At 53.1% G+C, this 23,459-nt stretch carries 20 protein-coding genes, 1 tRNA gene and 2 pseudogenes; 13 read left to right on the top strand and 10 right to left on the bottom strand.

What is annotated here, in order from left to right:
- Positions 1-5: 5 nt before the first annotated feature.
- Positions 6-1,178, bottom strand: a complete 1,173-nt coding sequence (locus ACT2B1_RS12850; protein ID WP_481667880.1) for an SPOR domain-containing protein — start codon at positions 1,176-1,178, stop codon at positions 6-8.
- A gap of 357 nt (positions 1,179-1,535) precedes the next feature.
- On the opposite strand from ACT2B1_RS12850, the gene ACT2B1_RS12845 reads away from it, so the two are divergent.
- A tRNA-Ser gene (locus tag ACT2B1_RS12845) sits at positions 1,536-1,622 on the top strand.
- Between the two features lie 305 nt (positions 1,623-1,927).
- Here ACT2B1_RS12845 and ACT2B1_RS12840 read toward each other — a convergent pair.
- A pseudogene (locus ACT2B1_RS12840) lies at positions 1,928-2,389 on the bottom strand (tyrosine-type recombinase/integrase); the annotation flags it as partial.
- 297 nt (positions 2,390-2,686) lie between these two features.
- Here ACT2B1_RS12840 and ACT2B1_RS12835 point away from each other — a divergent pair.
- Complete coding sequence (locus ACT2B1_RS12835; protein ID WP_481667879.1) at positions 2,687-3,352, top strand: YrbL family protein; 666 nt, start codon at positions 2,687-2,689, stop codon at positions 3,350-3,352.
- Positions 3,353-4,120: 768 nt separating this feature from the next.
- On the opposite strand, the pseudogene mgrA reads toward ACT2B1_RS12835, so the two are convergent.
- The 5 genes and pseudogenes from mgrA to ACT2B1_RS12810 form a co-directional block, all read right to left on the bottom strand.
- A pseudogene (gene mgrA, locus ACT2B1_RS12830) lies at positions 4,121-5,188 on the bottom strand (L-glyceraldehyde 3-phosphate reductase).
- A gap of 125 nt (positions 5,189-5,313) precedes the next feature.
- Positions 5,314-5,838 carry a cysteine dioxygenase family protein gene (locus ACT2B1_RS12825; protein ID WP_481667878.1) on the bottom strand — a complete coding sequence of 175 codons (525 nt, stop codon included), beginning with the start codon at positions 5,836-5,838 and terminating at the stop codon, positions 5,314-5,316.
- 225 nt (positions 5,839-6,063) lie between these two features.
- Positions 6,064-6,333, bottom strand: coding sequence for an HlyU family transcriptional regulator (locus ACT2B1_RS12820; protein ID WP_481667877.1), 270 nt, complete (start codon positions 6,331-6,333; stop codon positions 6,064-6,066).
- 296 nt (positions 6,334-6,629) lie between these two features.
- Positions 6,630-8,123, bottom strand: a complete 1,494-nt coding sequence (locus ACT2B1_RS12815) for a DUF1254 domain-containing protein (protein ID WP_299902273.1) — start codon at positions 8,121-8,123, stop codon at positions 6,630-6,632.
- A 34-nt stretch (positions 8,124-8,157) separates the two neighbouring features.
- Positions 8,158-9,669, bottom strand: coding sequence for a DUF1214 domain-containing protein (locus ACT2B1_RS12810; protein ID WP_481667876.1), 1,512 nt, complete (start codon positions 9,667-9,669; stop codon positions 8,158-8,160).
- A gap of 96 nt (positions 9,670-9,765) precedes the next feature.
- On the opposite strand from ACT2B1_RS12810, the gene ACT2B1_RS12805 reads away from it, so the two are divergent.
- Positions 9,766-10,788: a helix-turn-helix domain-containing protein gene (locus tag ACT2B1_RS12805; protein ID WP_481667875.1), complete on the top strand. Its 1,023-nt coding sequence runs from the start codon at positions 9,766-9,768 to the stop codon at positions 10,786-10,788.
- A 208-nt stretch (positions 10,789-10,996) separates the two neighbouring features.
- On the opposite strand, the gene ACT2B1_RS12800 is transcribed toward ACT2B1_RS12805, so the two are convergent.
- Positions 10,997-11,893: a LysR family transcriptional regulator gene (locus tag ACT2B1_RS12800; protein ID WP_481669024.1), complete on the bottom strand. Its 897-nt coding sequence runs from the start codon at positions 11,891-11,893 to the stop codon at positions 10,997-10,999.
- A 148-nt stretch (positions 11,894-12,041) separates the two neighbouring features.
- On the opposite strand from ACT2B1_RS12800, the gene ACT2B1_RS12795 reads away from it, so the two are divergent.
- Both ACT2B1_RS12795 and ACT2B1_RS12790 read left to right on the top strand, forming a co-directional pair.
- Complete coding sequence (locus tag ACT2B1_RS12795) at positions 12,042-12,485, top strand: cupin domain-containing protein (RefSeq protein WP_171239550.1); 444 nt, start codon at positions 12,042-12,044, stop codon at positions 12,483-12,485.
- A 4-nt stretch (positions 12,486-12,489) separates the two neighbouring features.
- Positions 12,490-13,290: a glutathione S-transferase family protein gene (locus ACT2B1_RS12790; RefSeq protein WP_171239549.1), complete on the top strand. Its 801-nt coding sequence runs from the start codon at positions 12,490-12,492 to the stop codon at positions 13,288-13,290.
- 117 nt (positions 13,291-13,407) lie between these two features.
- Here the strand turns inward: ACT2B1_RS12790 and ACT2B1_RS12785 are convergent, their stop codons facing one another.
- Positions 13,408-14,241: an IclR family transcriptional regulator gene (locus ACT2B1_RS12785; protein WP_481667874.1), complete on the bottom strand. Its 834-nt coding sequence runs from the start codon at positions 14,239-14,241 to the stop codon at positions 13,408-13,410.
- 231 nt (positions 14,242-14,472) lie between these two features.
- Here ACT2B1_RS12785 and ACT2B1_RS12780 point away from each other — a divergent pair, with 231 nt between their 5' ends.
- The 7 genes from ACT2B1_RS12780 (at position 14,473) to ACT2B1_RS12750 (ending at position 21,019) form a co-directional block, all read left to right on the top strand.
- Complete coding sequence (locus ACT2B1_RS12780; protein WP_171239547.1) at positions 14,473-15,567, top strand: TRAP transporter substrate-binding protein; 1,095 nt, start codon at positions 14,473-14,475, stop codon at positions 15,565-15,567.
- Positions 15,568-15,648: 81 nt separating this feature from the next.
- Positions 15,649-16,257: a TRAP transporter small permease subunit gene (locus ACT2B1_RS12775; protein WP_171239546.1), complete on the top strand. Its 609-nt coding sequence runs from the start codon at positions 15,649-15,651 to the stop codon at positions 16,255-16,257.
- On the top strand, positions 16,250-17,614 hold the full coding sequence (locus ACT2B1_RS12770; protein WP_481667873.1) for a TRAP transporter large permease: 1,365 nt from the start codon (positions 16,250-16,252) through the stop codon (positions 17,612-17,614). Before ACT2B1_RS12775 ends, ACT2B1_RS12770 begins: the two co-directional genes overlap by 8 nt.
- Positions 17,611-18,966: an amidase gene (locus ACT2B1_RS12765; RefSeq protein ID WP_481667872.1), complete on the top strand. Its 1,356-nt coding sequence runs from the start codon at positions 17,611-17,613 to the stop codon at positions 18,964-18,966. The genes ACT2B1_RS12770 and ACT2B1_RS12765 overlap by 4 nt, the downstream gene beginning before the upstream one ends.
- Positions 18,967-18,970: 4 nt before the next feature.
- Positions 18,971-19,165 carry a hypothetical protein gene (locus ACT2B1_RS12760; RefSeq protein WP_171185274.1) on the top strand — a complete coding sequence of 65 codons (195 nt, stop codon included), beginning with the start codon at positions 18,971-18,973 and terminating at the stop codon, positions 19,163-19,165.
- Positions 19,166-19,169: 4 nt separating this feature from the next.
- On the top strand, positions 19,170-20,132 hold the full coding sequence (locus ACT2B1_RS12755; RefSeq protein ID WP_171239544.1) for a 2-hydroxyacid dehydrogenase: 963 nt from the start codon (positions 19,170-19,172) through the stop codon (positions 20,130-20,132).
- Between the two features lie 14 nt (positions 20,133-20,146).
- A complete protein-coding gene (locus ACT2B1_RS12750; RefSeq protein ID WP_481667871.1) occupies positions 20,147-21,019 on the top strand; it encodes an NAD(P)-dependent oxidoreductase in 873 nt (290 codons plus the stop codon).
- Positions 21,020-21,626: 607 nt separating this feature from the next.
- Here the strand turns inward: ACT2B1_RS12750 and ACT2B1_RS12745 are convergent.
- On the bottom strand, positions 21,627-21,965 hold the full coding sequence (locus ACT2B1_RS12745) for a hypothetical protein (protein WP_171239542.1): 339 nt from the start codon (positions 21,963-21,965) through the stop codon (positions 21,627-21,629).
- A 748-nt stretch (positions 21,966-22,713) separates the two neighbouring features.
- Between ACT2B1_RS12745 and ACT2B1_RS12740 the strand changes: the two genes are divergently transcribed.
- Positions 22,714-23,433, top strand: coding sequence for a hypothetical protein (locus tag ACT2B1_RS12740; RefSeq protein WP_171239536.1), 720 nt, complete (start codon positions 22,714-22,716; stop codon positions 23,431-23,433).
- Positions 23,434-23,459: the final 26 nt, after the last annotated feature.

Here is a 23,459-nt window from a genome sequence, read left to right as displayed (position 1 = left end):
TTGTTTCAGTTCTTGACCAGGAAGGCATCCGAGAAGCCTAGGTCCTTTACGTCGCTTTGAAGGGCGGTGCGCTCTCCACGGGTTGAGGCGGGGCCTACAAGAACCCTCCAGACAGAATCATCGTCGGTTGCTAGCTCGCGCACTTCGGCAGGCAGCCCGTTGCGGCGTATCTTGTCAGCGGCGCTTTTGGCGTTGGCTTCAACGCCGAATGTCCCGACCTGAACATAAGGTTTGGACAATGGGCCAGAAGACTGTTCCGGCTGGCTTGCCGCACTTGCAGGTGTAGGTTCCGAGGCGTCGATCGCGGCCGCGGCGCCTGCGATCGGATCAAGCGGCGTTTCCGTGATTTCGTCTGCAGGTTTCTTCTGCCACCATTTTCGCTTTGCAGGTTGATCGCTGGGCGGGGTCACCTCTGGATCGCTCAGTGTCGCGGTTGGCGCGGCTTCGGCGGCAGCTTCAATTGTTTCCTCTGCGGCTTCCGTAGCTGTGTCTGTGGCCGCGTCTGCCGCGACCGCAGCTGCGCCTGCTGCACCAGCCGCGACTGCGGCGGTTTCTTTCTTTTGCCACCATTTCCGCTTGGCGGGCTTTTCTGCGCCGTCCTCTGCCGTGTCTACGGATACGGACTGAGTATCGTCATCCTGTGGTGCAGGGGCGTCTTCGCCCGCGTCCGTCGGAGTATCTTCAGGCTCGGGTTTCGGGGGTTCCGCAGGTTTACGGCGCAGCGCAACGACCTGAACCTTGGTCGGGGACCCTGCCAGAATGCCCAATTCCGCAGCAGCGGCCGAAGAAAGCTGCAAGGCCGGCCCCGGCAGGTTTCTTTCCCGACGGAACAGCGCGCCGGTTACGGTCTTGTTGTTGCTGGCGTTCTTGATCCGCACCCGTTCGGGCTGTGTGACGTCCGGGTGAGCCACCCAAACTCCACCCAACGATGGGCGCCCATCCCACAATCCAGCCTCGGTAACTTCGAAGACCTCGGGCGCTTCGACATCGTCGCGGGGATTTCCGGTGGCGTCCGGGAACAGTTCGACCTTGTTGTCATCCTGAAGGCTTTCTGTGGCCGCTTCGGATGACGCGTTGTCAGGGGAAAGTGTCTCATCACAACCTGCGAGGGTTGCGGAAAACACGGCCAGAACCGCCAACGCTCGCGGTTTTGCGCGTGTCTGGGTCGCTCGATTCATTTTGTCATCCCTTGCCTGAAGGGGCCTCGTTTCCCGAGCCCCGCCGATTGCCGGTTCTGAATTGCCGGCCTGTTACGGTCTTTCGATTAGATCATAACCTGCACAAAGTGTCATGGAAAGGCCGCTGCAACCGCTTCGGCAAGATTTCCCTATTTGGTCTTGCCACCGGTTTCGGTTCGCCTTAGACCCAGCGTCACGCGGGGAGGTGGCAGAGTGGTCGAATGCGGCGGTCTTGAAAAGCGTTGAAAGTCGCTTGTAAGCATTTGATTTATTTACCACTAATAAACCGCATGGAACAGGACATGGAACACGTTGACTGCGTAATCTGTGTCCGATTCGTTCCGTCGCGCGCTGAAAGGAAGAGTGGCAGAGTGGTCGAATGCACTGGTCTTGAAAACCAGCGAGGGTGAAAGTCCTCCGTGGGTTCGAATCCCACCTCTTCCGCGCAGCAAAAAACCGCCCCCGAGAGGGCGGTCTTTTTTTGGCGCTGGGCTGAAAATTCAAGGCGTTACGTCAGCGGTTTCACTTCCTTTCAGAGAGTTTGTCGATCCGCCGCCCACTCCTGCCCAGCTACGCGATCTGGTCGAACTGGTGTTTGGGATGGTGCACGCCGCTGAGCGTGGAGAGTCCGTGTCCGACTTTGTTGAACGAGTCAGGAATGGCTGAGACCGCATTTCATTCTGGACCGCCCCCCACCGGGGAGGTGCTGGCTGGGGGGGGATGGTCAAAACAAATGCTCGGGGGCGTTAACCGTTTGGCTCCAAACCAATCGCCGACACCCAATTGCGGACCAAACGCGCGTACTGTCGCGTCGATATATGCGGCCTTTCGTGGAAGCGGCTTGGGAAAAGGAAATTGCGTCCAAGCATCTCCGGGCGACATACCCAGGTCCAGATGGACTGGCGGGTATTTTCCGAAACCTCGAATTTGACTGGCCGCTTTGTTTTGCTCTGGACAACTGTCACGCGTTCGCGGACACGATCACCAGCAACAAGATCGGCTACGTTCAAACGAACGAGATCGCAGCCTCGCAGCTTGCTATCGATCGCAAGATTGAAGAGTGCCAAGTCCCTGAGATTGTCCGAGAGTTCAAGCCGGGCGCGGATGGCCCAGACCTGCTTCGCGAGAAGCGGGCGTTTCTGGCCTATATGGCGACCTTTGTTCCACGGCGGGCGCTTCGGTGAGATGGCAGGAAGTTGATTAATGGACATCGTTTGTCCTCCATCCTTCCCTCCCTCTCCAGGCACCGACACCGTGTCGACCAACTGAATCTATCAGGGAGCTAAAGACAGGTTTTATCAGAGTACTCGACGTTCGTTGGCAGTGCAGCGTATGACCGCCTTGAGCCCAAAGTGGACGTCAAGAACGGGCAAGTCCGCCACTTCATTGGCTAGCGGCCATCTCTGCGCTGGAAACAAAAGCGCAGTATTTTACTTCGAGGACGGTTCTTTACTTCTGTCACAAAACTGTCATACGCACCTGCAAACCACTAAGCTATGAGGTGCAGCATGCTGACGTTGAGCAATAAGCCTGTGATTGCCAAGGGCAAGCGTCAGCATATCTATGAACACCCGAACGAACCGTCTCTTCTCGTGAAGTTACCGCAGCCGGGCACGTACGACGCACATGGACAACTTCCGGACGTCAGTTGGATCGAACGCCGCCTTCGCCGTGCGACCATGTACAATGGTTTTCTGCGCGAGTTTCGAGAGTATTTGGAACTAAAAGCTCGTAAACAAGAACCCGGCGCGCTACTGCCAATTTGTGAAGTGCATGGAACGATGCCAACTGATTTAGGTCTAGGACTGGTGTACGAGCGCATTTCAGATCCTGATGGTAATTTGTCACCGACCCTCTGGGACATGATCCGAGCAGGTCGCCTGAATTCCCTGCACTTGAAATTGCTTAACGATTTTTTTGATGCATTGATGGAAAACCACGTCGTGATCAGCAACAAGAACCTAAAGAACATCGTATTCCAAACGCAAGGAGATGGCTTGGGCAGGTTTGTCTGGATAGACAGTTTTGGCTGCAAACAGCTTGTTCCACTGCGAAAGTGGTTGAAATGGTTAAACACGCGCGGTTTGAACAAGGTGCGTGATCGTGTTGTCGGTCAAGCAGAAGCAGCTCTGGCGCATAGCAACGAAGCAATTGGAGTTTCACACTTTGTGTGACCGTAGCTTGCATATGACCCCGACGCGCGAAGTAGCTTCAGTGTGAGAACTCAGACAACTCCGCGTGTCGCCTTCCAGCACTAAAACTGGCCGCAATCTTCTTAGGGAGAGGATTTTGTTGGGGATTAGGCCGACATCGAAGCCATACTCGAAATTCTGAATGTCGAGGATGAATATCTCGCCAACTGCTTTGCTTCTTTGGGCGGATTATTATTCACGGTAACTCGGTACTAATGTCTGTTAAGTCTGAGTTGCGGACAACCTGCGCGACTGTTTGCAGTGGATGCCACAGTACAGGAGTAAACTCGGTTTAGGGCCTGCCCCCGCCATCCCAATACTCTTGATCAGGCCTTTGGTATCCAGCCCCTTGATAGCTGTCATAGCTGCACACCCTCACAACAATAATTACAAAGAGTGCTATGAGGATTGCCCTGGCAGTTGGGGTTTGGAGCAAGTACTTCATTATTCTTCTTTAATTTTGCGAGAGTGAAATGGCAAAGAAGTCCTGCGCCTCTTCATTCAGACCGCCAGTAGAACTGAACTAGGCGAACGCGAACTTACACTGCTGGACAACGTGCTGAAGGTTTGCGAGGTGGCTTGGATATCGCCTGTTAGGCAACACATGCTGATGACGGTGTTAACGGCGGCTTCGTCCGCAGAGCGGTCGTTAGTGAAAATTCTGCGAACGTCTGCACCGAGCCCAAAGCAGAAACGCCATGCGATTAAGCAGAAGAACCTGCTAGCATCAAAAATCAGTGGTCAACAATCTTACTCAATTTCCGAGGATCGCGCCCAGAGATTGATTTCCTCTTCCGAGCTAACCTCGTCAATCTTAGCGAGTTCCGCTTCGGTAAATTCCAAATTCTGGACCGCACCTACGCAATCCACGATCTGCTCAGGACGCGAAGCGCCGATAAGGGCTGTCGTAATCCGGTCACCTCTCAGCACCCAAGCAAGCGCCATCTGAGCTAATGATTGACCGCGTGACGCCGCTATATCGTTTAGAGCCCTGACACTCGTCAATGAACGTTCGTTGATCATGCCGTCCAATAGAGACTTGCCTTGGGTCGCACGACTGTCTTCGGGAATGCCGTTCAGATACTTCGATGTCAAAATACCCTGGGCAAGTGGCGTGAACGCAATCGATCCCACGTTCAATTCGTCAAGCGTATCCAACAGCCCGTCCCGCTCAACCCAACGGTTGAGTAGGTTATACGACGGCTGATGAATCAGGCACGGCGTGCCAAGGTCTTTCAAGATGGCCAGCGCTTCGCGCGTTCGTTGCGAGTTGTAGCTTGAAATTCCGACGTAAAGTGCGCGCCCAGAGCGCACTATATAGTCTAAGGCCCCCATAGTTTCTTCCAGAGGGGTATCTGGATCGAAACGGTGGGAATAAAAGATATCTGCGTATTCTAACCCCATCCGCTTGAGCGACTGATCACAAGAGGCCACAAGATACTTTCATGATCCCCACTCCCCATAGGGGCCCGGCCACATATCATACCCTGCCTTGGTAGATATGATGAGTTCGTCCCGATAGCCTGCGAAATTAGTTTTTAAAATTTCACCGAATGCTTCTTCCGCCGATCCCGGCGGCGGGCCATAGTTATTTGCTAAATCAAAGTGCGTTATACCCAAGTCAAAAGCAGTGCGGCAGAGATCGCGCTTTGTCTGGTGCGGGGTATCCCCACCAAAGTTGTGCCATAGCCCAAGGCTTATCGCGGGTAGCTTTATGCCAGACTGCCCACAACGGCGATAGACCATTTGCTCGTAGCGGTCCGGATTAGGAAGAAATGGGCGTGGCCGAGGCTTCGGGGGGCGTTGTAATTTGCTCATCTGTCCATAATCCGAGATCATCACCCCGTGTCAATTCAACGAGATAGTAATCGGCAATCAGCGAAGCCTGCCGTATAGACGGAACATGCCTCAGGCATTGCCAGCGCAAATTGTCAAACTGCAAACTAGTCCTCGAATAACGCGCGAACCTTCGACATGTCATAGGCATGTTCCGTCAGGTTTTCAGGATCCCATTCGCTTCGCTCAGCTTCAAAAAAATCCCCGCCGTATACGTGGATTGCTCCGGTCAACTTGGGGATAGGGTTTATAACCGAGTGAATGAGGTCCTTACCAAGCGGAGCATATTCACCCGTCGACAATGCTCGAGCCCCCGCCGCTTCAATGCGTCCGTTAGGGTCATCTGCGACGCGCCGCCAAAAAATGTTATCTTCTCGACCACCATAAATACCGATCACGGCCCACATTTCGTGATTGTGGGGCATTATGGTCATTCCTGGCTTCCATACGACGTTGACGATTGTCAGATCACCTGACTTGTAAATGGGAAAGATACCGCTTTCGGTCGGCTCTCCCAAGGCTTGCGTCACGCCCGCGGGATCGCGCATCGCCCGGTCCACCACCTCAGCCACCGATTTGTGAGACGCGTCCTGATCTACTGCGGTCCGGCAGTCCGCTACAAACTGTTCCATGTTCCACATATCTTCAGCCCCCAATTGCATACGATAAATGCAACAGGGTAGCACATGCTGTAAAATAGACGAAATTGGGACCCAGATTGCAGCTGCATGTATCGGGCATCTAAGACTTCCAATGACTGCTTGGCTTGCTTAGCGTTCTTTCGCCAGATCGGGGCGGATGTCTAATTTGCGGAACCATCCGTCGATTGCATCGCATAAATTAGGCTGTCTGTTTGCTTAATCGAAAATGCGTTCGCCCTGCTCGTCGATCACCTGTTTCGCCTTTGCGATGCTGAAGCTTTCGCCCTGATCTCGGGTCTCAAAAACATCCGCCCGGATCACTGTATGGGTCTTGCGATTTCCGCCGATGGTCTTTTCGATACGGGCTAGAAGGCGGTACTTGCCACCTTCGGGCATCAGGTCCGGAAAGATTTCGAACCCTCTGTAAGAGACTGGCTCCGGCTCCGACTTTTCACCACCACCGAAGAGTTTACAGAAGAGGGACATTGGGCGGCTCCTTTCAGCGTTGCTATGACGGGAGACTAGCGCCGCTTAGGACAGGCGTGAAGCATGTCGGCTATCACAGCATTTGCCTTCGATCCGTTGGCACGCTCCTTGCGTTGCCTAGTACGTCCAGATCCGCGGTAGAAGTCCATTCCCCACACCACGCTCCCTTGTAAGACTGTCCAGACCGCCATTCTGACACGCCGCCGACGACGACCGCTTTGAGCCCAAAACCGACACCGAAGAAAATGCCAGACGACGCCAAAAAGTAGCGTCGCCCGATAGTCGCGGCTGTCGCTTTATTCTACCAGTTCCAGATCACCAGGACGCCAGGTCTTGTCGAACCAAGGCTCGAGCGGTCCGTAGAGGCGCATCATCACGTTGAAGCTTTGCCCGGGCATGGTTTGCGCCCAGTTGTTCTCCCAACCTTCTGGGGCTTCCGGGCCAAAATAGATGCTGGTACTCCCATCCTCATTCGGCTTTATCCCCGGTCGATTAGAGTCGATACCACCGGATTGCTGGTCAGTTTCAAGGATCGACCGTGTCTGTCCGCTATACAACATAAACGACGCAAAGTTTTTCGCGGGAACGGGTGCCGGGAGCGTTACCTTGTAGGTTTTTGAGCCATCCAGGTACTGTCCGTTGTTGTCTCGCGCCGTCATCGCATAGACAGACCCCGTACCGACCGGTGGCGAGGTCATCGCAGGCGTTATGCCCGTCGCCATATAGAAAAAGTATGAACGGTCATCGAGTATGCGTGCACCGTCCTCAAGAAACAGATAGCTCTGACGTTGAAACGGTGAGTTCCATTGCCGGTCTTCATAAAAGAAAACTCCCGGATCGCGCGAGGCATACGTAATCGCTCGCGCCGTGGCATTTGCTATCGCTGCTGCCTCCTTGAAAATGGCCTGCATACGGGCATCGGGTTCGAAGGGCTCGCCCTTCCTGATCCCTATGGAAGCAAACGTTCCTACAATTTCCGGACTGAACGCACCAATTGGATTGTTTTCGAGCGCGACGTGGATCTCTTCAAAAAAGTCTTCGTTGTTCGCGTGAACAGTGTTGTGTTGAACACCGGAGATATTCAGGAAAGTTTCCGCTGGAGGATTGTCCGCTTCACTAAGCGGATAGATATTCAGACCCGCCTTGATCTCGGCAACAGGGCCAGCCGTATCTCCGTCTGCGTCTGGCGAGCGTCTCAGCAACAACCAGTGCTCATATGTCTTTGTGCGTAGTTCGAAGTAGCCCTCGGGCACCGGCGTTTCATCGTCGTTGTGCAAAAGTAGATACTTGCCACCTTCTCCCTTATCCGCGCCGAGCGCCCCGATATCCGTCACATAGTCAAACGCGGCGTCATCAAGCAACCCAAGCAGGCCTGCCGGAACCTCAATCACCATCGGGCCATCCGAGATATCGACATTCGAACCAATGTAGATTGTGGTTGTATTGGGCGTCAGCCAGATGGACCGCGCATCCAGCAGGTCTTCTGCAATCACGACGTCATTAGGATTGACGCCCAAGTCTTCGTATCCCTGAAACATAGCCCGAAGCGAAGCGATCTTCATGCCGTCCAGGAAAGCCGTCGTTGCTCTGATCAGATCAAGGTTGTCGAAGACTTTCGCCACCGTCTCAGGTGATGGCATGCCATCGAAGAATTCCAGATCACCAAGCGTCTGGGTCTCGACCTTGTCTGGTGTAAGAACATTCTCAGGCACGTCGGCTTTGAATTCTTGGGCTGAAGAATGCGATGCGAGTACCAGGGCAGTCAGCACAGCTAACGACTTTGTTTTCATTGTTCGCTCCATTGGGAATTTCTGTTTTTTTTGATCAGTTTACTTTTTCTAGATCGCCCAGCATCCAGCCACTCTTCAGCCATCCGTCTTGCGGCCCATATAGACGGAACAAAAGGAAGTACGGCTCTGTGGTTGGTATCCAGTTGCTTTCCATCCCTTCCGGTGCCTCTGGTCCAAAAAAGATGTCGTAAGAACCGTCTTCATTGGCTTGCATCGCATCAGTGTCGCGCTCGGACAGGCCCACTGGATCAACGTTCCGGATGAAGCTCTTGGTCTCCATCGAATAAACAATCACGGACCAGAAATCGTCAGCAGGTGTGTCTGCTGGCACGTTAAGTCTGTAAGTCTGATTGTGGTCGTACATTTCGCCGTCGCTGTCGCGAAGGCCCGTCAGATAAAAGGTACCGCCACCGAGTTGTTTCGGCAGGTACGTGATCCAAAAGTAGCTGCCGCCCGCACGCACATCCACAAGGACTTCGGTCTCAGTCTCATACGGGAAACCTGCCTCGGGTTGACCTTCGGCAAAGTCCCATATCAGCCACTGGCTTTTCATCTCGCCGCTATCGTCGACCCAGAGCGGAATCATGGCTTTGCCGGGCGTTACAAAGTAGTTCTGCATTGAGGCATACGCCAACAACAAACCCTCATTCATTGCTTGCATCTGAATTTCCGATGGCTCGAAAGGTTTTCCCTTTTCGACCCCGAGATCCTTCAGGAAATTTACCATGACCTTGTCTTGTGGTCTGACGGGGTTGTTTTGAACGTAATCGTTCAAATCCTGAAAGAAGGTCTCGTTGTAGTAAGGAAGCGAGTCGTACGGCACTTCTGACGCTTCCAGATAGTTGTTGGGTGGTGGATTGTCAGCCTCAGACAGGTAGTACACTTTGATCGTCTGAGCGTAGTCGGCCGCATCGGTGTCCGTTCCGCCATTCTTCAGTTTTGGCCGGAACGAAAACCCATATTCGTAGGTATCTGTTTCAAAGGGAAGGTATCCTGCTTCAGTTAATTCCTCCAGGGACATATCCCATTCGTAGCCTGGAGGTAGCATGAGGTACTTGCCGCCGGCACCTTCATCGAAACCATCGGGACCAACGTCCACGATAGGAACATCCCAAGCATTCACGATTGTACCGAAGTAGTTCACCTTGTCGGTAGCTGCGGGCACTTCAATGACAAGGGGACCGGGTTCGGAGGTCATTGAAGCCCAAGCATAGGCCGTAACATCGTTAGCCGTAAGAAACCCATGTTTGGAATCGAACGGCTTGTTGAGATAAATGATGTCGTTGTAGTCGCCACCGAGGTCGCGGCGAATGCCCTTCAGAAAATCGATCATACCAGCGGCGGGCATTCCCCAGATGGCCGTCTGAGTGGCACGCTGCACCATGATCTTGTACTCGATGTCCTCGACCTCGGCTGATCGTGCAAGGATGTCGCCCGTGTCGTTGAAGGACTGGGAGAAAACTGGTGAAGCAGAAATACCTGCGCCGAGCACCATTCCCCAAAAATGCATCGAAAAACCGCCGTGTAATGGCCGAAGTATTTTCATATTGCAATGCTCCCTGCTGTTTAGGGAAAGCTTGCACATCCGTTCAGCCGATGCGTATCATTTCACGACACGCGGGCGAACAAGCGGGTTGACGGATTGAACCTACCACCGATGATTTCGGCCAAGGCCTTGGGCGCGATGCCCCAGTTTGTGCTTGAGGCCGCAGGGGAAAGGCGCCTGTTGCGTGCTTTTGACTCGGCCGATCTTCCTGTTCACTTCATTGAGGAAAGAGGCGGTTACATCTCGGAGCATGCCTTGGCGACCTTTGTGCACGAAGCCGCACGATCCGCGGGACAACAAAACATCGGATTGTTGTGGTCACCGTATCTCACTGTCGCTGATTACGGCGCCTGGGGGAGCTACGTTCTTTCTGCTCCAACGCTGGGGGCAGCGCTAATACGAGCTTCTGCCGTCATGCCATTTCATTCGTCCGCGGATCGCGCGTGGCTTGAAACTTCGGGTACTAGCGCGCGTTACTGTTATCGTTTTGGACTTCGCTCGCATTTCGCGTATCCGGACATCGGTTTCTCGGCCGTTGGGGTTTTTCTGAGCATATTCCGCGCGTATTTAGGAAACGACTGGAAGCCATCGGCCGTGCTCTTGGACTTCCCGAAGGTTCCTGGATTTGTCGAGGCAGAAGACACCTACGCTTGTCCTGTAATCTGGAACGCCACCCGGCTTGGGGTTGAGTTTGATGCATCGACTTTGCGAGCCGAAGCCACGCCCAAAAAACTTAGCGGCGGCTCGACAACTGTCGGAGATATTTCTCGTGAACGATTGGGCGGCCCCCCCCGAACACTTCGAGGACAAGTCGAAGAGGTGGTTTGGCAACAACTTCATCGGGAGGAAATGTCGATTGATGCCACCGCGCGTTCGCTCGATCTTGGCGTTCGCACACTACAACGGAAGTTAGCAAGCGAAGGGGTTCGTTTTCGCGAAATCGTCAACGATGTTAGGGTAGCAAGGGCCGAGGAACTCCTAACGGATACGCGCGAGACAGTCTCCAGTATCTCCTCCATGCTAGGATATGAAACCGCAAACAATTTCAGCCGCGCATTTAGGAAGTTGACGGGACTGGCGCCCTCTGACTATCGCAAGATGAACTCCGACCATAGTTGACTTGTGGGTCGCGAGACCAGTCTTCGAATGCCTGCTAAGTCCGCGAAGCAGACAAGGGAGAGAGTTGCGCGGAATGACAGCTCTGCGGACAAAGCTGTCGTTCGTTGCGGCTGAGCGAATGTCTGCATTGGTTGATTCGTGTAATCCGATTTAGTCTTTCAAACATCAACTTGTATTTATCCGACGGGTTCTACGTGGAAAAGTTTAACTAACTGTCAAATTCCAGACCCTTCATTAATTCAAAGACTTGGCTACGCATCCAAGCCGCCATCGGGGCGTTGTCAGAACGCTTGTGCCAGATGCCGATGATCAACGCTGGTTCAATATGCATCGGAGGTTCGAACACCTTCAGTTCGAATGTCTTGGCCACTTTCATTGCGAGCTGAGCGGGCACAAGCGCAATGAGGTCGCTTTCACTTACCGCTCGGCACACGCCACTAAAGACGGGCACGGTCATCGCAACCTGTCGCTGTTTTCCGACGCGGTTTAGGGCAGCATCGCCCATCGCGGCCAAGTTCCCTTCGGGGGAGAACAAGACATGGTGGAGCGCACAGAACATATCCATGTGCATTTGTGTCCCTTCCTGAAGCCCCTCAAGCTTTGGATTTCCCTTGCGAGCTATCACGTGGAACGGCGAATGGAAAAGCGGCTCCCGATTGACCCAGTCCGGCAGGAGCAAATCCGGGATCAGCGCAATGTCAGCGTTGCGTCGCTCAAGACTGGCCACATAGTCATTCGGAACCAGATCAACCAGCTGCGCTCGTAGATTGGGCGCCGACTTTTGCAGGAAATCACCCAAAGGTGGCATCAGGAGTTCCGCGAAAAAATCGCTGGCGGCGATCCGGAAAGTGCCTTCAGCGGTTCTTGGATCAAAGGTAGCTGGCGGAGCTAGCAGAGCCTCAAGACGTTCGAGTTCTTCGCGCAAACCGGATTCAATCCTGGATGCATAATCGGTAGCGACTAAACGGTTTCCCTGTCGGACAAAAAGGGGGTCGTCCAAGGCATGACGAAGACGCGACAATGCACCGGAGACTGCGGATTGCGACATGGCGAGCTTGTCGGCCGCCTTGACGGTTGAGCCTTCGCTAAAAAGGGCGTCCAGCACGCGCAAAAGGTTGAGGTCCAGTGTAGCGAAATTCACCTGGCCGATATCCTATATTAGATATTGCGGTTTGCCTGATAGGTTGGCCTTCGGATAAGTTTCTGTCAACGGAAGCGCTTTCGTTTCAATCCAATGCCAATGGAGAGAAACGATGAAGGACTTGGCCCAAATCGACGGAGCCATCGAATGGCTCGGCGTAAAATACAAAACCATCCTCGGCTCAGAACAGACTGGTGGCACTATGTCTATTGTGGACAGTTGTTCGCCTGCGGGTAGCGGCCCTCCACGCCACGTGCATCAAAACGAAGACGAAACCTTCGTAATCCTCACCGGCACATGCAGGTTCTGGTTGGAAGGCGAGGAGTTTTCCGCAGGGGCTGGCGAAAGCGTATTCATCCCACGAGGCAAGGAACATACCTTCAAGGTGACAGACGACGAACCTTGCCGCCATCTCGTGATACTATCGCCCGGCGGATTCGAAGGTTTCTTTTCCGACATGGCAGCCGGTCAGTGCCGTATCCCAGAAGACATGCCCGCCATTGAAGAGAGCGCCAAGCGGCACAACATGGCCTTCACCGGCCCGCCGTTGGATTGAAGCCATGGCTAAGAAACACATCGTCTATCATATCCCCGTCTGTCCCTTTTCGCAGCGACTGGAAATCCTACTGGCGCTGCGCGGACTGACGGATGCCGTGGAATTTCGTGTAGTAGACATCACCAAGCCGCGCGACCCTGAATTGCTGGCCAAGACCCTAGGGACGACAGCCTTGCCCGTGCTGGAAACCGGCGACGGCCGTATTTTGAAAGAAAGCCTTGTGATCCTGCGTTATCTTGACGAGGCTCTACCGGGGGCACCACTGCGCCGCAGTGATCCTGCCGAGCACGCCATTGAGTCGATGCTGATCGCGCGTGAAGGACCCTTCACAATGGCGGGCTATCTCTTTGTCATGAATCAAGACCAGGCGCGCCGAGATGAGCATTTGAATAAAATCCTGGCGCTCTATCGAGACCTTGATGATTTCCTAGCTCATCATAATCCGACTGGCCCATTCTTGTTCGAGGACTTCGGTTTGGCAGAGGCTGTTTTTACCCCAATGTTCAAGCGGTTTTGGTTCCTTGACTACTACGAAGGGTTCACACTACCCGTTGGCAAAGACTATGACCGGGTACGAGCGTGGCGTGATGCATGCATGGCGCATCCAGAAACAGCGCAGGTGACCGAAGAAGAGATCGTCAAGCTTTACTACGACTACGCGCTCGGGGCCGGAAACGGTGCCTTGCCTAACGGCCGCAGCGTTTCAAGTTTCACCTTCGAACCGCCCTGGCAGTCAAGGCCCATGCCCCCGAGGGAAAAGTATGCAGTTACTGCCTCCGACAAAGAGCTTGGCCTTGTCGCATGACCATGGAGTAGATACTCGGTAACGGAAATTCATGCGCCGCGCGGCATCGGACAATTTGGGCTCTATGCAGATACCTAAAAAGGGATTCTCATTTGCGGGAAGTTAACCTCCCAAAGACTAGCTTTGCAGTCTTTCTGAGATATCCGTCGCTGCCTTGACGACCGATACCGCCAGAGTTTCGAGCTTACTGTCTGGAAATCTTGTAATTGGTCCCGAGATCGAAACGCCAGCCACAACCTTTCCCAAAGAGTCGAATACAGGCGCTGCAATACAACGCATGCCTGGGAAGCGTTCTTCATCGTCCAACGTCCAGCCCCGATGCCTGGATTTACGGAGTTCTTCCTGTAACTCCTTTATGTCAGTAATTGAATTTGGCGTCTGACTTACCAGTGTTAGCGGCGTCAAAAGACTCTCTAACTCAGCCTTGTCCATAAAGGCCATGATGGCTTTACCCACACCGGATGTGTGAAAAAAAGCCGCTGTCCCGTTCTTGAAAGAGGCCCTTATCGGATTGTCGGATTCGACTTGGGTAAGGTAGAGCAATTGGCCACCTTCCTCGATTGCTAGATTTGCAGTCTCTCCAGTTTCTTCTGACAGCACCCTCATCACTGGCGGGGCAACTTCCAGCAAGTTTGACCCTTCTTCAAAGGTGCTGCCAATGCGATACGCTTGCGGGCCTATACGCCATTTGCCTTGCCCAACATCATGAATCACCATGCCACGCTGCTGCAGCGTTGTCAGAAGCCTGTGTGCCGTTGCAGGCGGTATCTTTGTAACCTTTGAAATCTCAGCCAGCGTAGCAGAGCGTGTGTCGGCTATGTAGATCAAGACACGAATACCGCGATCAAGTGCCCCAACAGGTGGTGCGACGATCTTTTCTTCTTTCGACTTAAGACGCGGACGTCCTCGACGATTGGCGGTTTTGTGTGAGTTCATAATCAGTGAAACCAATGCTTTGTTTCTTGTCTAAAGACTCTAGCCCGGCAGGACTTGTAAAAAAATGAAAAATATTAAATAATTTATTTCAATTTCTTATAGGCATTTGAAGCTTAAAACAGAAGGTTATTCCAAAATATTTTGAAAAATTTAGAATCTGGCTTATCGTTGTCCACATCCGCTTAAAGGCGGATCGGCGCCAGTACCGAAGCAGAAAACGGAGATGGCGCAGTCAAGGGAGGAAACATGACAAAATCTTTGAACCGCAGAAATTTTCTGCGTGGCTCTGCTGTTGTGGGCGCTGGTGCGCTCGCGGCCCCGGCGGTCCATGCGCAGGAAGCAACAAACCTCAAGATGCAAGCAGCCTGGGGCGGAGGCATTTTTCTTGAAAATGCACAGTCTTACGTAAATCGCGTCAACGAAATGTCCGGTGGCAAGCTGACGATCGAGCTACTGCCTGTGAACTCGGTCGTGAAAACTAGTCAAATGCAGGACGCGGTTCATCGCGGCGTACTGGATGCAGCGCACTACGTACCGGCGTATTGGTACTCCAAATCCAAAACAGCGTCGCTGTTTGGGACCGGTCCGTGCTTTGGGTGGTCCAGCCAAGAAGTACTGGGTTGGGTAAACTACGGAGGTGGGCAGGAACTGTTCGACGAGTTGATGGGAATCCTCGGACTGAACGTCGTGTCCTTCTTTAACTCGCCCATGCCGGCACAACCGTTGGGCTGGTTCAAAGAAGAGATCACAAGTTCTGACCAAATGAACGGCTTGAAGTATCGTACCGTTGGCCTTGCGGCAGATGTTCTGCTCGAGATGGGTATGTCGGTAGTGCAGCTTCCTGGCGGCGAAATCCAGCCCGCGATGAAATCTGGCCTTATCGACGCGGCCGAGTTCAACAACCCGACATCAGACCGCGACTTTGGCATGCAGGATGTGTCCAAGCACTATCACTTGGCATCCTTCCACCAGAGTCAGGAGTTCTTCGAGGTTACCTTCAACAAAGACAAGTTCAACGCTCTGGCGCCCGAGCTTCAAGCAATCCTGAAATATGCTTCAGAGGCCGAAAACTCCAACTTCTATTGGAACAACACAAAGCGTTACGCAGATGATTTGGTAACGCTGGCCGAAGAGCAAGGGGTGAACGTGTATCGCACACCTGACAGTGTGATGCAGGCCCAGCTTGAGGCGTGGGACGTTGTGGTCGATAGGATCTCAAATGAAGATCCATTCTTTGCCAAAGTTGTCGATAGCCAGAAGGCCTACGCAAAAACAGTGATGAACTACCTCAACTTGAACCAGCCGGACTACAAACTGGCTTACAAGCACTATTTCGGTTGAGGTCTGACGATCTCTGAAGATTGGAAGCCGCGCTGCTGTGCGGCTTCCTAAACTCCGGGCAGAACAGGCGAGGAACTGACCTTGATCAAGACAATCCACGCCATCGAAGGGCTAAGCCAATGGGTCGGCAAAGCCTTTGGATGGTGCATCCTAGTATTGACACTTTCCGTGTCCTACGAAGTGTTCGTCCGTTATGTGCTTAACAAGCCAACCGTCTGGGCGTTCGATATGATGGTCCAAATGTACGGCGCTTTGTTCCTGATGGCCGGGGCATATGCATTGGCTCAAGATGCTCATGTCAGAGGCGACGTTCTGTATCGATTGTTCTCTGTCCGCTGGCAGGCCCGTGTCGATTTCGTTCTGTACATCCTCTTCTTCTTCCCCGGCATGTTCGCGTTGTTTTGGTACGGATGGGAGATAGCGAAAGACAGTTGGCGCTATGAAGAGGTCAGCTGGAACAGCCCCGCCCGAATCCAAATCTACTTCTTCAAAACTCTGATCCCAGTTGCTGGTTTCTTGTTGATGTTGCAAGGACTTGCTGAAATGGCGCGATGCTGGCTGGCAATGCGAAATGGTGTCTGGCTTGAGCGGCTAGATGACGTGCGCGAGACCGAGGACATGTTGATGGAAGAGACTATCGACAAAATTCGGACTACGGGCACCGAAGAAGGAGGCCGCAACGATGACTGATCCTCAGGTCGCCATCTTGATGCTCAGCCTCTTCATTGTTTTGGTGCTGCTGGGCTTTCCAATCGCATTCACACTGCTCGCTATGGGTGTTGGATTTGGGTACTACGCCTATTACCAGTCCGCGCCAGAGAGCATCGCGGATGTTTTCAACAACAACATCTTCTATCTTCTCAACCAAAACACCTACTCGGTGATGGAGAACGACACGCTTGTTGCAATCCCATTATTCTTATTTATGGGATACGTGGTTGAGCGAGCGAACATCGTCGATCGTCTGTTCTTCTCACTGTATATGGCTGCCCGAAACCTACCCGGGTCACTGGCAATCGCCGCACTTCTGACCTGTGCTGTATTCTCAACGGCGTCCGGGATTGTTGGCGCGGTTGTTACCCTGATGGGCCTGCTGGCCTATCCAGCGATGGCAAATGCAGGGTATCAACGTAGCTTCGCTTCTGGCGTTATCTGCGCGGGCGGTACTTTGGGCATTCTGATCCCGCCTTCAATTATGTTGATCGTCTATGCCGCAATTGCTGAGCTTTCGCCATTGCGTTTGTATGCTGCGGCAGTTTTTCCGGGATTGCTGCTGGCGGGTTTGTACATCGTCTACGTGATGGTACGCGTTTGGTTGAATCCATCGCTGGCACCGAAGCCGCAAGAGGACGACATTCCTCCAAAACGCCAAATCTATATGGACCTGTTGGTATCATTTGTACCTTTGACCGTTTTGATCATGCTGGTACTTGGCTCAATTCTAGGAGGCTTGGCGACCCCGGCTGAAGCAGCTGCAATGGGCGCATTGGGCGGACTGGTGCTAGCGATGCTTTACAGGTCGCTCACATGGGACAAGGTTAAACAAAGCGTTTTCCTAACTGCCAAGGCCACCGCAATGGTGTGCTGGTTGTTCGTGGGTTCATGGACCTTTGCGTCGATCTTTTCGTATCTCGGTGGACATGACGTTATCGAGCATTGGGTCGTTGGCATGAATTTGCAACCTTGGCAGTTCTTGGTACTAGCTCAGTTGATCATCTTCCTGCTTGGCTGGCCGCTTGAATGGTCCGAGATCCTAATCATCTTCGTGCCGATCTTTCTGCCTATGCTGGAGACCTTTGGGGTCAACCCGTATTTCTTCGCGATGCTGGTTGCTCTCAACTTGCAGACCTCGTTTCTGACGCCGCCGATGGCCATGTCAGCGTACTACCTAAAAGGGGTTCTCAAGAACCAGATCCAACTGATGGAGATCTTCAAGGGTTTGATGCCCTATCTGGCCATCGTGATCCTTTGCATGGTGCTCATGTACCAGTTCCCGGGCATCGCGCTTTGGTTGCCTGACTACCTATTTGGGGTTTGGGTGCCATGACCAAGCATGAACTGTCATTGTTCTCGGCGGTCCAATCCGCCGAGGGCATTCGGGACGGACGTTTTTCTTCCGAAGCACTAGTTGAAGACTGCCTGAAGCGTATCGAGGAAACCGACAGTGTTTTGCGCGCGTGGGCTTACCTTGACGCAGGCTTAGCGCTGGATCAGGCCCGCGAGTTGGATCGCATCAGAAAGGCAGGCCGGGCAACTGGTCCGCTGCATGGTGTGCCCGTAGCGCTGAAGGACATTGTCGACACAAAAGATTTGCCCACCCAGCGGGGGACACCGATCTTTGAGGGCCGACAACCTGAAACAGATGCAAGGCTAGTTGAACTACTTCGAGAATCTGGCGCTGTCATCATGGGCAAGACAAAGACAACCGAGTTTGCCTTTATGCATCCGACCGACACCACCAACCCCTTCGACCAGAATAGAACACCTGGGGGGTCTTCAAGCGGATCGGCTGCAGCCGTAGCAGCCAGACACGTACCTTTGGCTATCGGGACACAGACCGGCGGGTCGGTCATCCGTCCGGCCTCGTTCTGCGGCGTTTATGGCTTCAAGCCGACCCGTGGAATGATCTCGCGCAGCGGGGTTTTCAGGACGTCGGTTTCTTTGGATCACGTTGGGGGGTTTGCCAACTCGCTTGAGGATGTCGCTTTGCTGGCAGATGTGGTGGCCGGATATGACCAAAGCGATCCTGCCAGCTTTGCTCGGCCACGCGCGGAAATGTTGACCGGCGCTCAGGCGGACGTTCCGGTCGAGCCGAACATTGCCTGGCTGGATTTTCCGTTCAACGACCGCCTCGATGCAGATGCCCTTGATGGTCTGAATGCAGTGATTGACAGCCTAGGCGGCCGGGTCGAGCGCTTTTCGGTATCCCCTCAACTGGCTGATCTCATCAACGTACACAAAACGATCTATGACTACGAAATTCGACAGAATATGATGGAAGTTGCGAATACCAATTGGTCAGAAATCAGCGCCGAGATGCAATCCGCAATAAACCGCGGCGCAAATATCAGCGAGACCCAATACGAAGATGCCTTATCCGTCATGGCATCTGCTCAAGGCTTTTTTGCAGAATATTTCAACGAATTCGATGCAATCTTGGCCCCGGCAGCAACAGGAGAAGCTGTTCCACTGACTGTGGGGCACACCGGCGATTCCGTTTTCTGTCTGACCTGGACACTTGCGGGTTTGCCATGTCTCACGCTGCCATTGCTGGTCGGACATAACGACCTGCCCATCGGCGTCCAGCTAATTGGGGCTATCGAAGAGGATGACCGACTTTTACGCACGGCATCCTGGGTTCAACGCAGCTTAAGAGCACAGGAACAAAACGGAGAGTAAACGTATGTCACGTCTGACAAACATTCTCATGGGCATAATCGGCACAGGACTGATGATGATTTTCGTCCTTGGTCTCGCGCACAGTATCTCGACAGGATTTGCCGGGTTCTGGGGCGGTCTGCCATTCCTTTGTATTGCAGTCTTCGTAATAGCGCTTGCGCTATACAATTTGTGGGAAGACGCAATCAAAAAGGACTGACCCGATGAGCAATAAACCAGTCCTCTGGCTTCCACGTCGATTATCCGATGCTACCGTCGATCGCGCGCGCCGGGACTATGACGTAATCCTCAACGAAACCGATACACCGGGCACCGCGGAAGAAATCATCGCAATGAGTGCAAAGGTCGACGCGATGATGCCCTGCCATTCGGAACACTTCTCGAGCGAGGTTGTGTCGCAACTAGACCCGCGCTTGAAGATTGTTGCTAACCATTCCGTTGGTGTTGATCACTGCGATCTTTCAGCTTTGGCGGCAAAAGGAATTGCGGTGACAAACACTCCCGATGTTCTTTCTGATGCAACGGCAGAATTGGCAATGCTGCTCTTGCTCGGTGCAGCGCGACACGCGGCTCGAGGCGACCGCCTAATGCGGTCGGGCACCTGGGACAGTTGGAGCCCGTCTTTCATGGTTGGCAAGCAAGTCACAGGTGCGCGGCTCGGCATCATCGGGATGGGGCGCGTGGGTCGGGCCTTTGCAAAAAAAGCCCGCGGGTTTGAAATGGAAATTCACTATTTCAATCGCACCCGCCTGTCGGCCGATCAGGAAAACGGAGCAATTTACCACGAAAATATCGACACTTTGCTTCCAGTCGCCGACTTCCTATCACTTCATTGCCCTGCTACCCCCGAAACTCTTGACCTGATGAACGCCAAACGTTTGTCCGAGTTACCGAACGGAGCAATTCTCGTGAATTCCGCCCGAGGTGCCCTTGTAGATGAAGACGCGCTGTTGGACGCGATCGAAAACGGAAAGCTTTCCGCCGCGGGCTTAGATTGTTTCAAGACGGAACCGGGGGGCAACCCAAAGTTCGCCGCGTACGAGAACATCTTTATGTTGCCGCATATCGGAAGCGCAACGACGAAAACCCGCGACGCAATGGGCTTTCGCGCCTTGGATAACTTGGACGCATTCTTTGCTGGCAAAACACCCCGAGACCTTTTGTAGAAGAGGACACTTTAATGGCAAAACTAGCTTTCCTCGGATTAGGCGTAATGGGTTACCCAATGGCCGGTCACCTAAAGGCAGCGGGGCACGACGTTACGGTTTATAATCGAACAATCGCCAAAGCCGATGCGTGGGTGGCGGAGCATGGTGGCTCTGCGCGCGTTACACCCCGCGAAGCTGCCGAAGGTGCAGAGTTCGTAATGACATGCGTCGGGAATGACGATGATCTTCGGAACGTTTGCATTGGGCCAGACGGCGCATTCGGTGGCATGTCACAGAGCGCAACGCTAGTCGACCACACAACTGTCTCTGCCAAGGTCACGCGCGAACTTTACGCTGCGGCGAAAGAACAAAGCCTGGGTTTTTTGGATGCGCCAATCTCCGGCGGTCAGGCCGGGGCAGAAAACGGCGTTCTTTCGATTATGTGTGGAGGCGATCAGCCTGTATACAACGCTGCCGAACCTATCATGCAAGTTTACTCAAAAATCTGTCGACGTATCGGCGAGAGCGGTGCTGGGCAATTAACAAAAATGAGCAACCAAATCGCAATCGCAGGATTGGTTCAGGGATTGAGCGAAGCGCTGCACTTCGCCGAGAAAGCGGGCCTTGATGGACGTTCTGTTGTAGAAGTTATCAGCCAAGGCGCGGCCGGTAGTTGGCAGATGGACAACAGACACGAAACAATGCTCGAAGATCATTTCGACTACGGGTTTGCAGTTGACTGGATGCGCAAGGATCTGGGCATCTGTCTTGATACAGCCAACGAAACCGGCGCAAGTCTGCCTGTGACCGCGCTGGTTGATCAATTCTACAAGGATGTCCAAAAACTTGGGGGCGGTCGCTGGGACACCTCTTCGCTTCTCAAACGCCTTAGGGCGCTTGACTAAACCACTAAATTTTGAAGCGCCCTGCGGGGCGAGGTAATCGGGTTCCCAAACTTCGATGTTTGTTTCACAATTCGGCATTGTTCAGGGAGGGAATGTTTCTGGCAACGGTTCATGCAGAAGTAGCACCAACAAAGCAGCACAGGTTGATGTATCCGCGGGATGGCACTGTGCTTACAATGCTGGCCTTGACAACCTGGCGGCTACGCGCCTTTGCGGGCCTTCACATCAGCGTTTCTACTTCACAATTGCCTCCACAGCGCACTACTCAGCTCAGTGTGTCGAAAAGCTAACGAATGAGCTTGAGGCACGGGAGTGTGATGAAATCTCTCATGTGGACATCTAATACAAACCCAAGGCAGTGAAGGTATCGATGGATGTCATGACGAAGATATTCAGCAGGTGATCAGTCGAGGCAGAGCTTATGCAATGGCTTCTGCCTCTGCCGACAAGCGGACGTTGGCCTGAGGCTCAGCAATGGCCGCTTCGCGGACAAAACCGACATTAGCGTTATATACTTGAATGACTCCTTAAAGCCCCGCTGCAGACATTCATATTTTGATAGAATGTGCGAAAAGTGAATCCTCAGGCCGTTTTGGCTGTTTTAACGCTAGCCGCGCGCATCCAAGCAGTTATCAAGTATCTTGACCGCGTAATTCTCGTAGTCAGCATCGCGTTTATCTGCATCTTCCTCTGAAAACGCGCGAGACAGTTTGCTGCCTTCTGCAATGCGCGCTACCGTTAAAACCTTGTATTGGTCATCGATGACGACTTCGAATGCAGCTCGCATCGACAAGCCCATTTTGTCTAAAAAAATGTCTACATCTGCGTCCTCAAGTTTAACGTCTAAGATGCATTCATAAGTGGCTTGGTCGAATTCAATGGTGTCGGCCTTTGCACCGCTTCCAAAAGCCAAAGCAGCGGCGGTTAAGATGGCTGGTCGTTTCAATGGTCTGCTCACTAAATTGCTGATTGGCAAATTAGCACTTATGCCGGTTTTGACCCTCCAGCTTGCGATTTTTTGTCAAGGTATTGCCCGCAGGCGCCAATTGACAAGCCGCAGAACAAAATTGGAACATTCGCCATGCGTAAAGGGCCCCGAACCATCCCTTATGACTTTCGATGCAAACTGGAATCTCTGAGGGAGTAGTGTAGCGCAGCCTTCGCTGCAGGACGACTAGGGCGCGGTGTTTGAATAGCTTCACAAGCACGGGGTCGAGCCGCCAGACCATCCCTTGCCGGCTGAGTCTGAGTAGACCGGTCCCGCCGACCATCGATGAGTGGTTCATGCCAGCTCCATGGAACAGACGGTGGAACATGTTGGGGGCGTCAATCGCGTAAACTAGGGCATGTGTGTACGTTAAATGCGTAAATAACGTAAAGGACGTAAAGAAAACCGTCGTTTTGCCGCTCTTGAAAACCGTTGAACGTGAGAGCGTTCCCAGGGTTCGAATCCCTGTCTCCCCGCCACTCATCCACCCATGCCCCAGCTTTTTCCTATAGTCCCGATGCGGCCAACATTTTGTTTGGGTTTTCAGGGACTCAGCCCTTTGCCGCATATCGCCGTTCTGCGGGTTGGCGGACCGTGGACTTGTTTACTTGAAGTAAACGTCGGGTTAAAACGATGTATTATTTCATTTTTGTGACAGCGCCGAGGCGTGGTCAGCTATTGTGTTAACGAGTGCAGGAGGCCCAAAATGCCGGGAGAAGAATTTGTCGTTCCTCTTGGCCAGAGCGCGTCGGTTCGTTCTAAGTACTTTCGTATCAATTCGTTGATTATTGTTTGTTTATTTGCCCTCTCGATGATCTCGATTCTGATCCTTGAGAGCACGGACAACCGGGTTCTTAAGTTCTTCGCCTGGCGTTTTAATCACGATGTCGAGCAAAGCGTTCCAACGATTTACAACTACTTTCTGCTCGTCTCGAACTTTGGCCTGTTAACGTATGTTTTTTTGATTAAACGAACGCAAAAGGATAGCGACTCGGTCTATTGGTTGATCCTTGCTGTGGTCATGTTTCTGATGGGATATGACGAAGCGGCCCAAGTGCATGAGAAGTTTACGCAGCCCATGCGCTCTATCCTGCCCGAAAGCCCGCTTTGGCATTTTTCCTGGACGCCGATCGGGGCTTTTTTCGCACTTGTTGTGGGGGGGTTCTATTTGCCCTTTCTCATGCGCCTGCCAAAAGCAGTCGCCAGTCTGATGGCACTTGCTGGCGCCACTTACCTGTTTGGTGCGTTGATGGTCGAAACTTTGGGCGGTTGGGTGGATTTCTACAATGACGACCGCGGCTGGAGGTTTTTCTTACTGGCGACGATTGAAGAATCCTTTGAGATGCTTGGAATGGTAATCTTCGGATATGCCCTTTTGCGGCAGATTTCCTTTTTACAAAACGACGACAACCCGGCCTCGGCATAGGATGCCTCCCGCCCGCTGGGTAGAAT

It is taken from the genome of Ruegeria sp. S263 (assembly GCF_056780525.1).
Note: the sequence above shows the minus strand (reverse complement) of the source record. Positions and strands in the feature narration are given on the sequence as shown.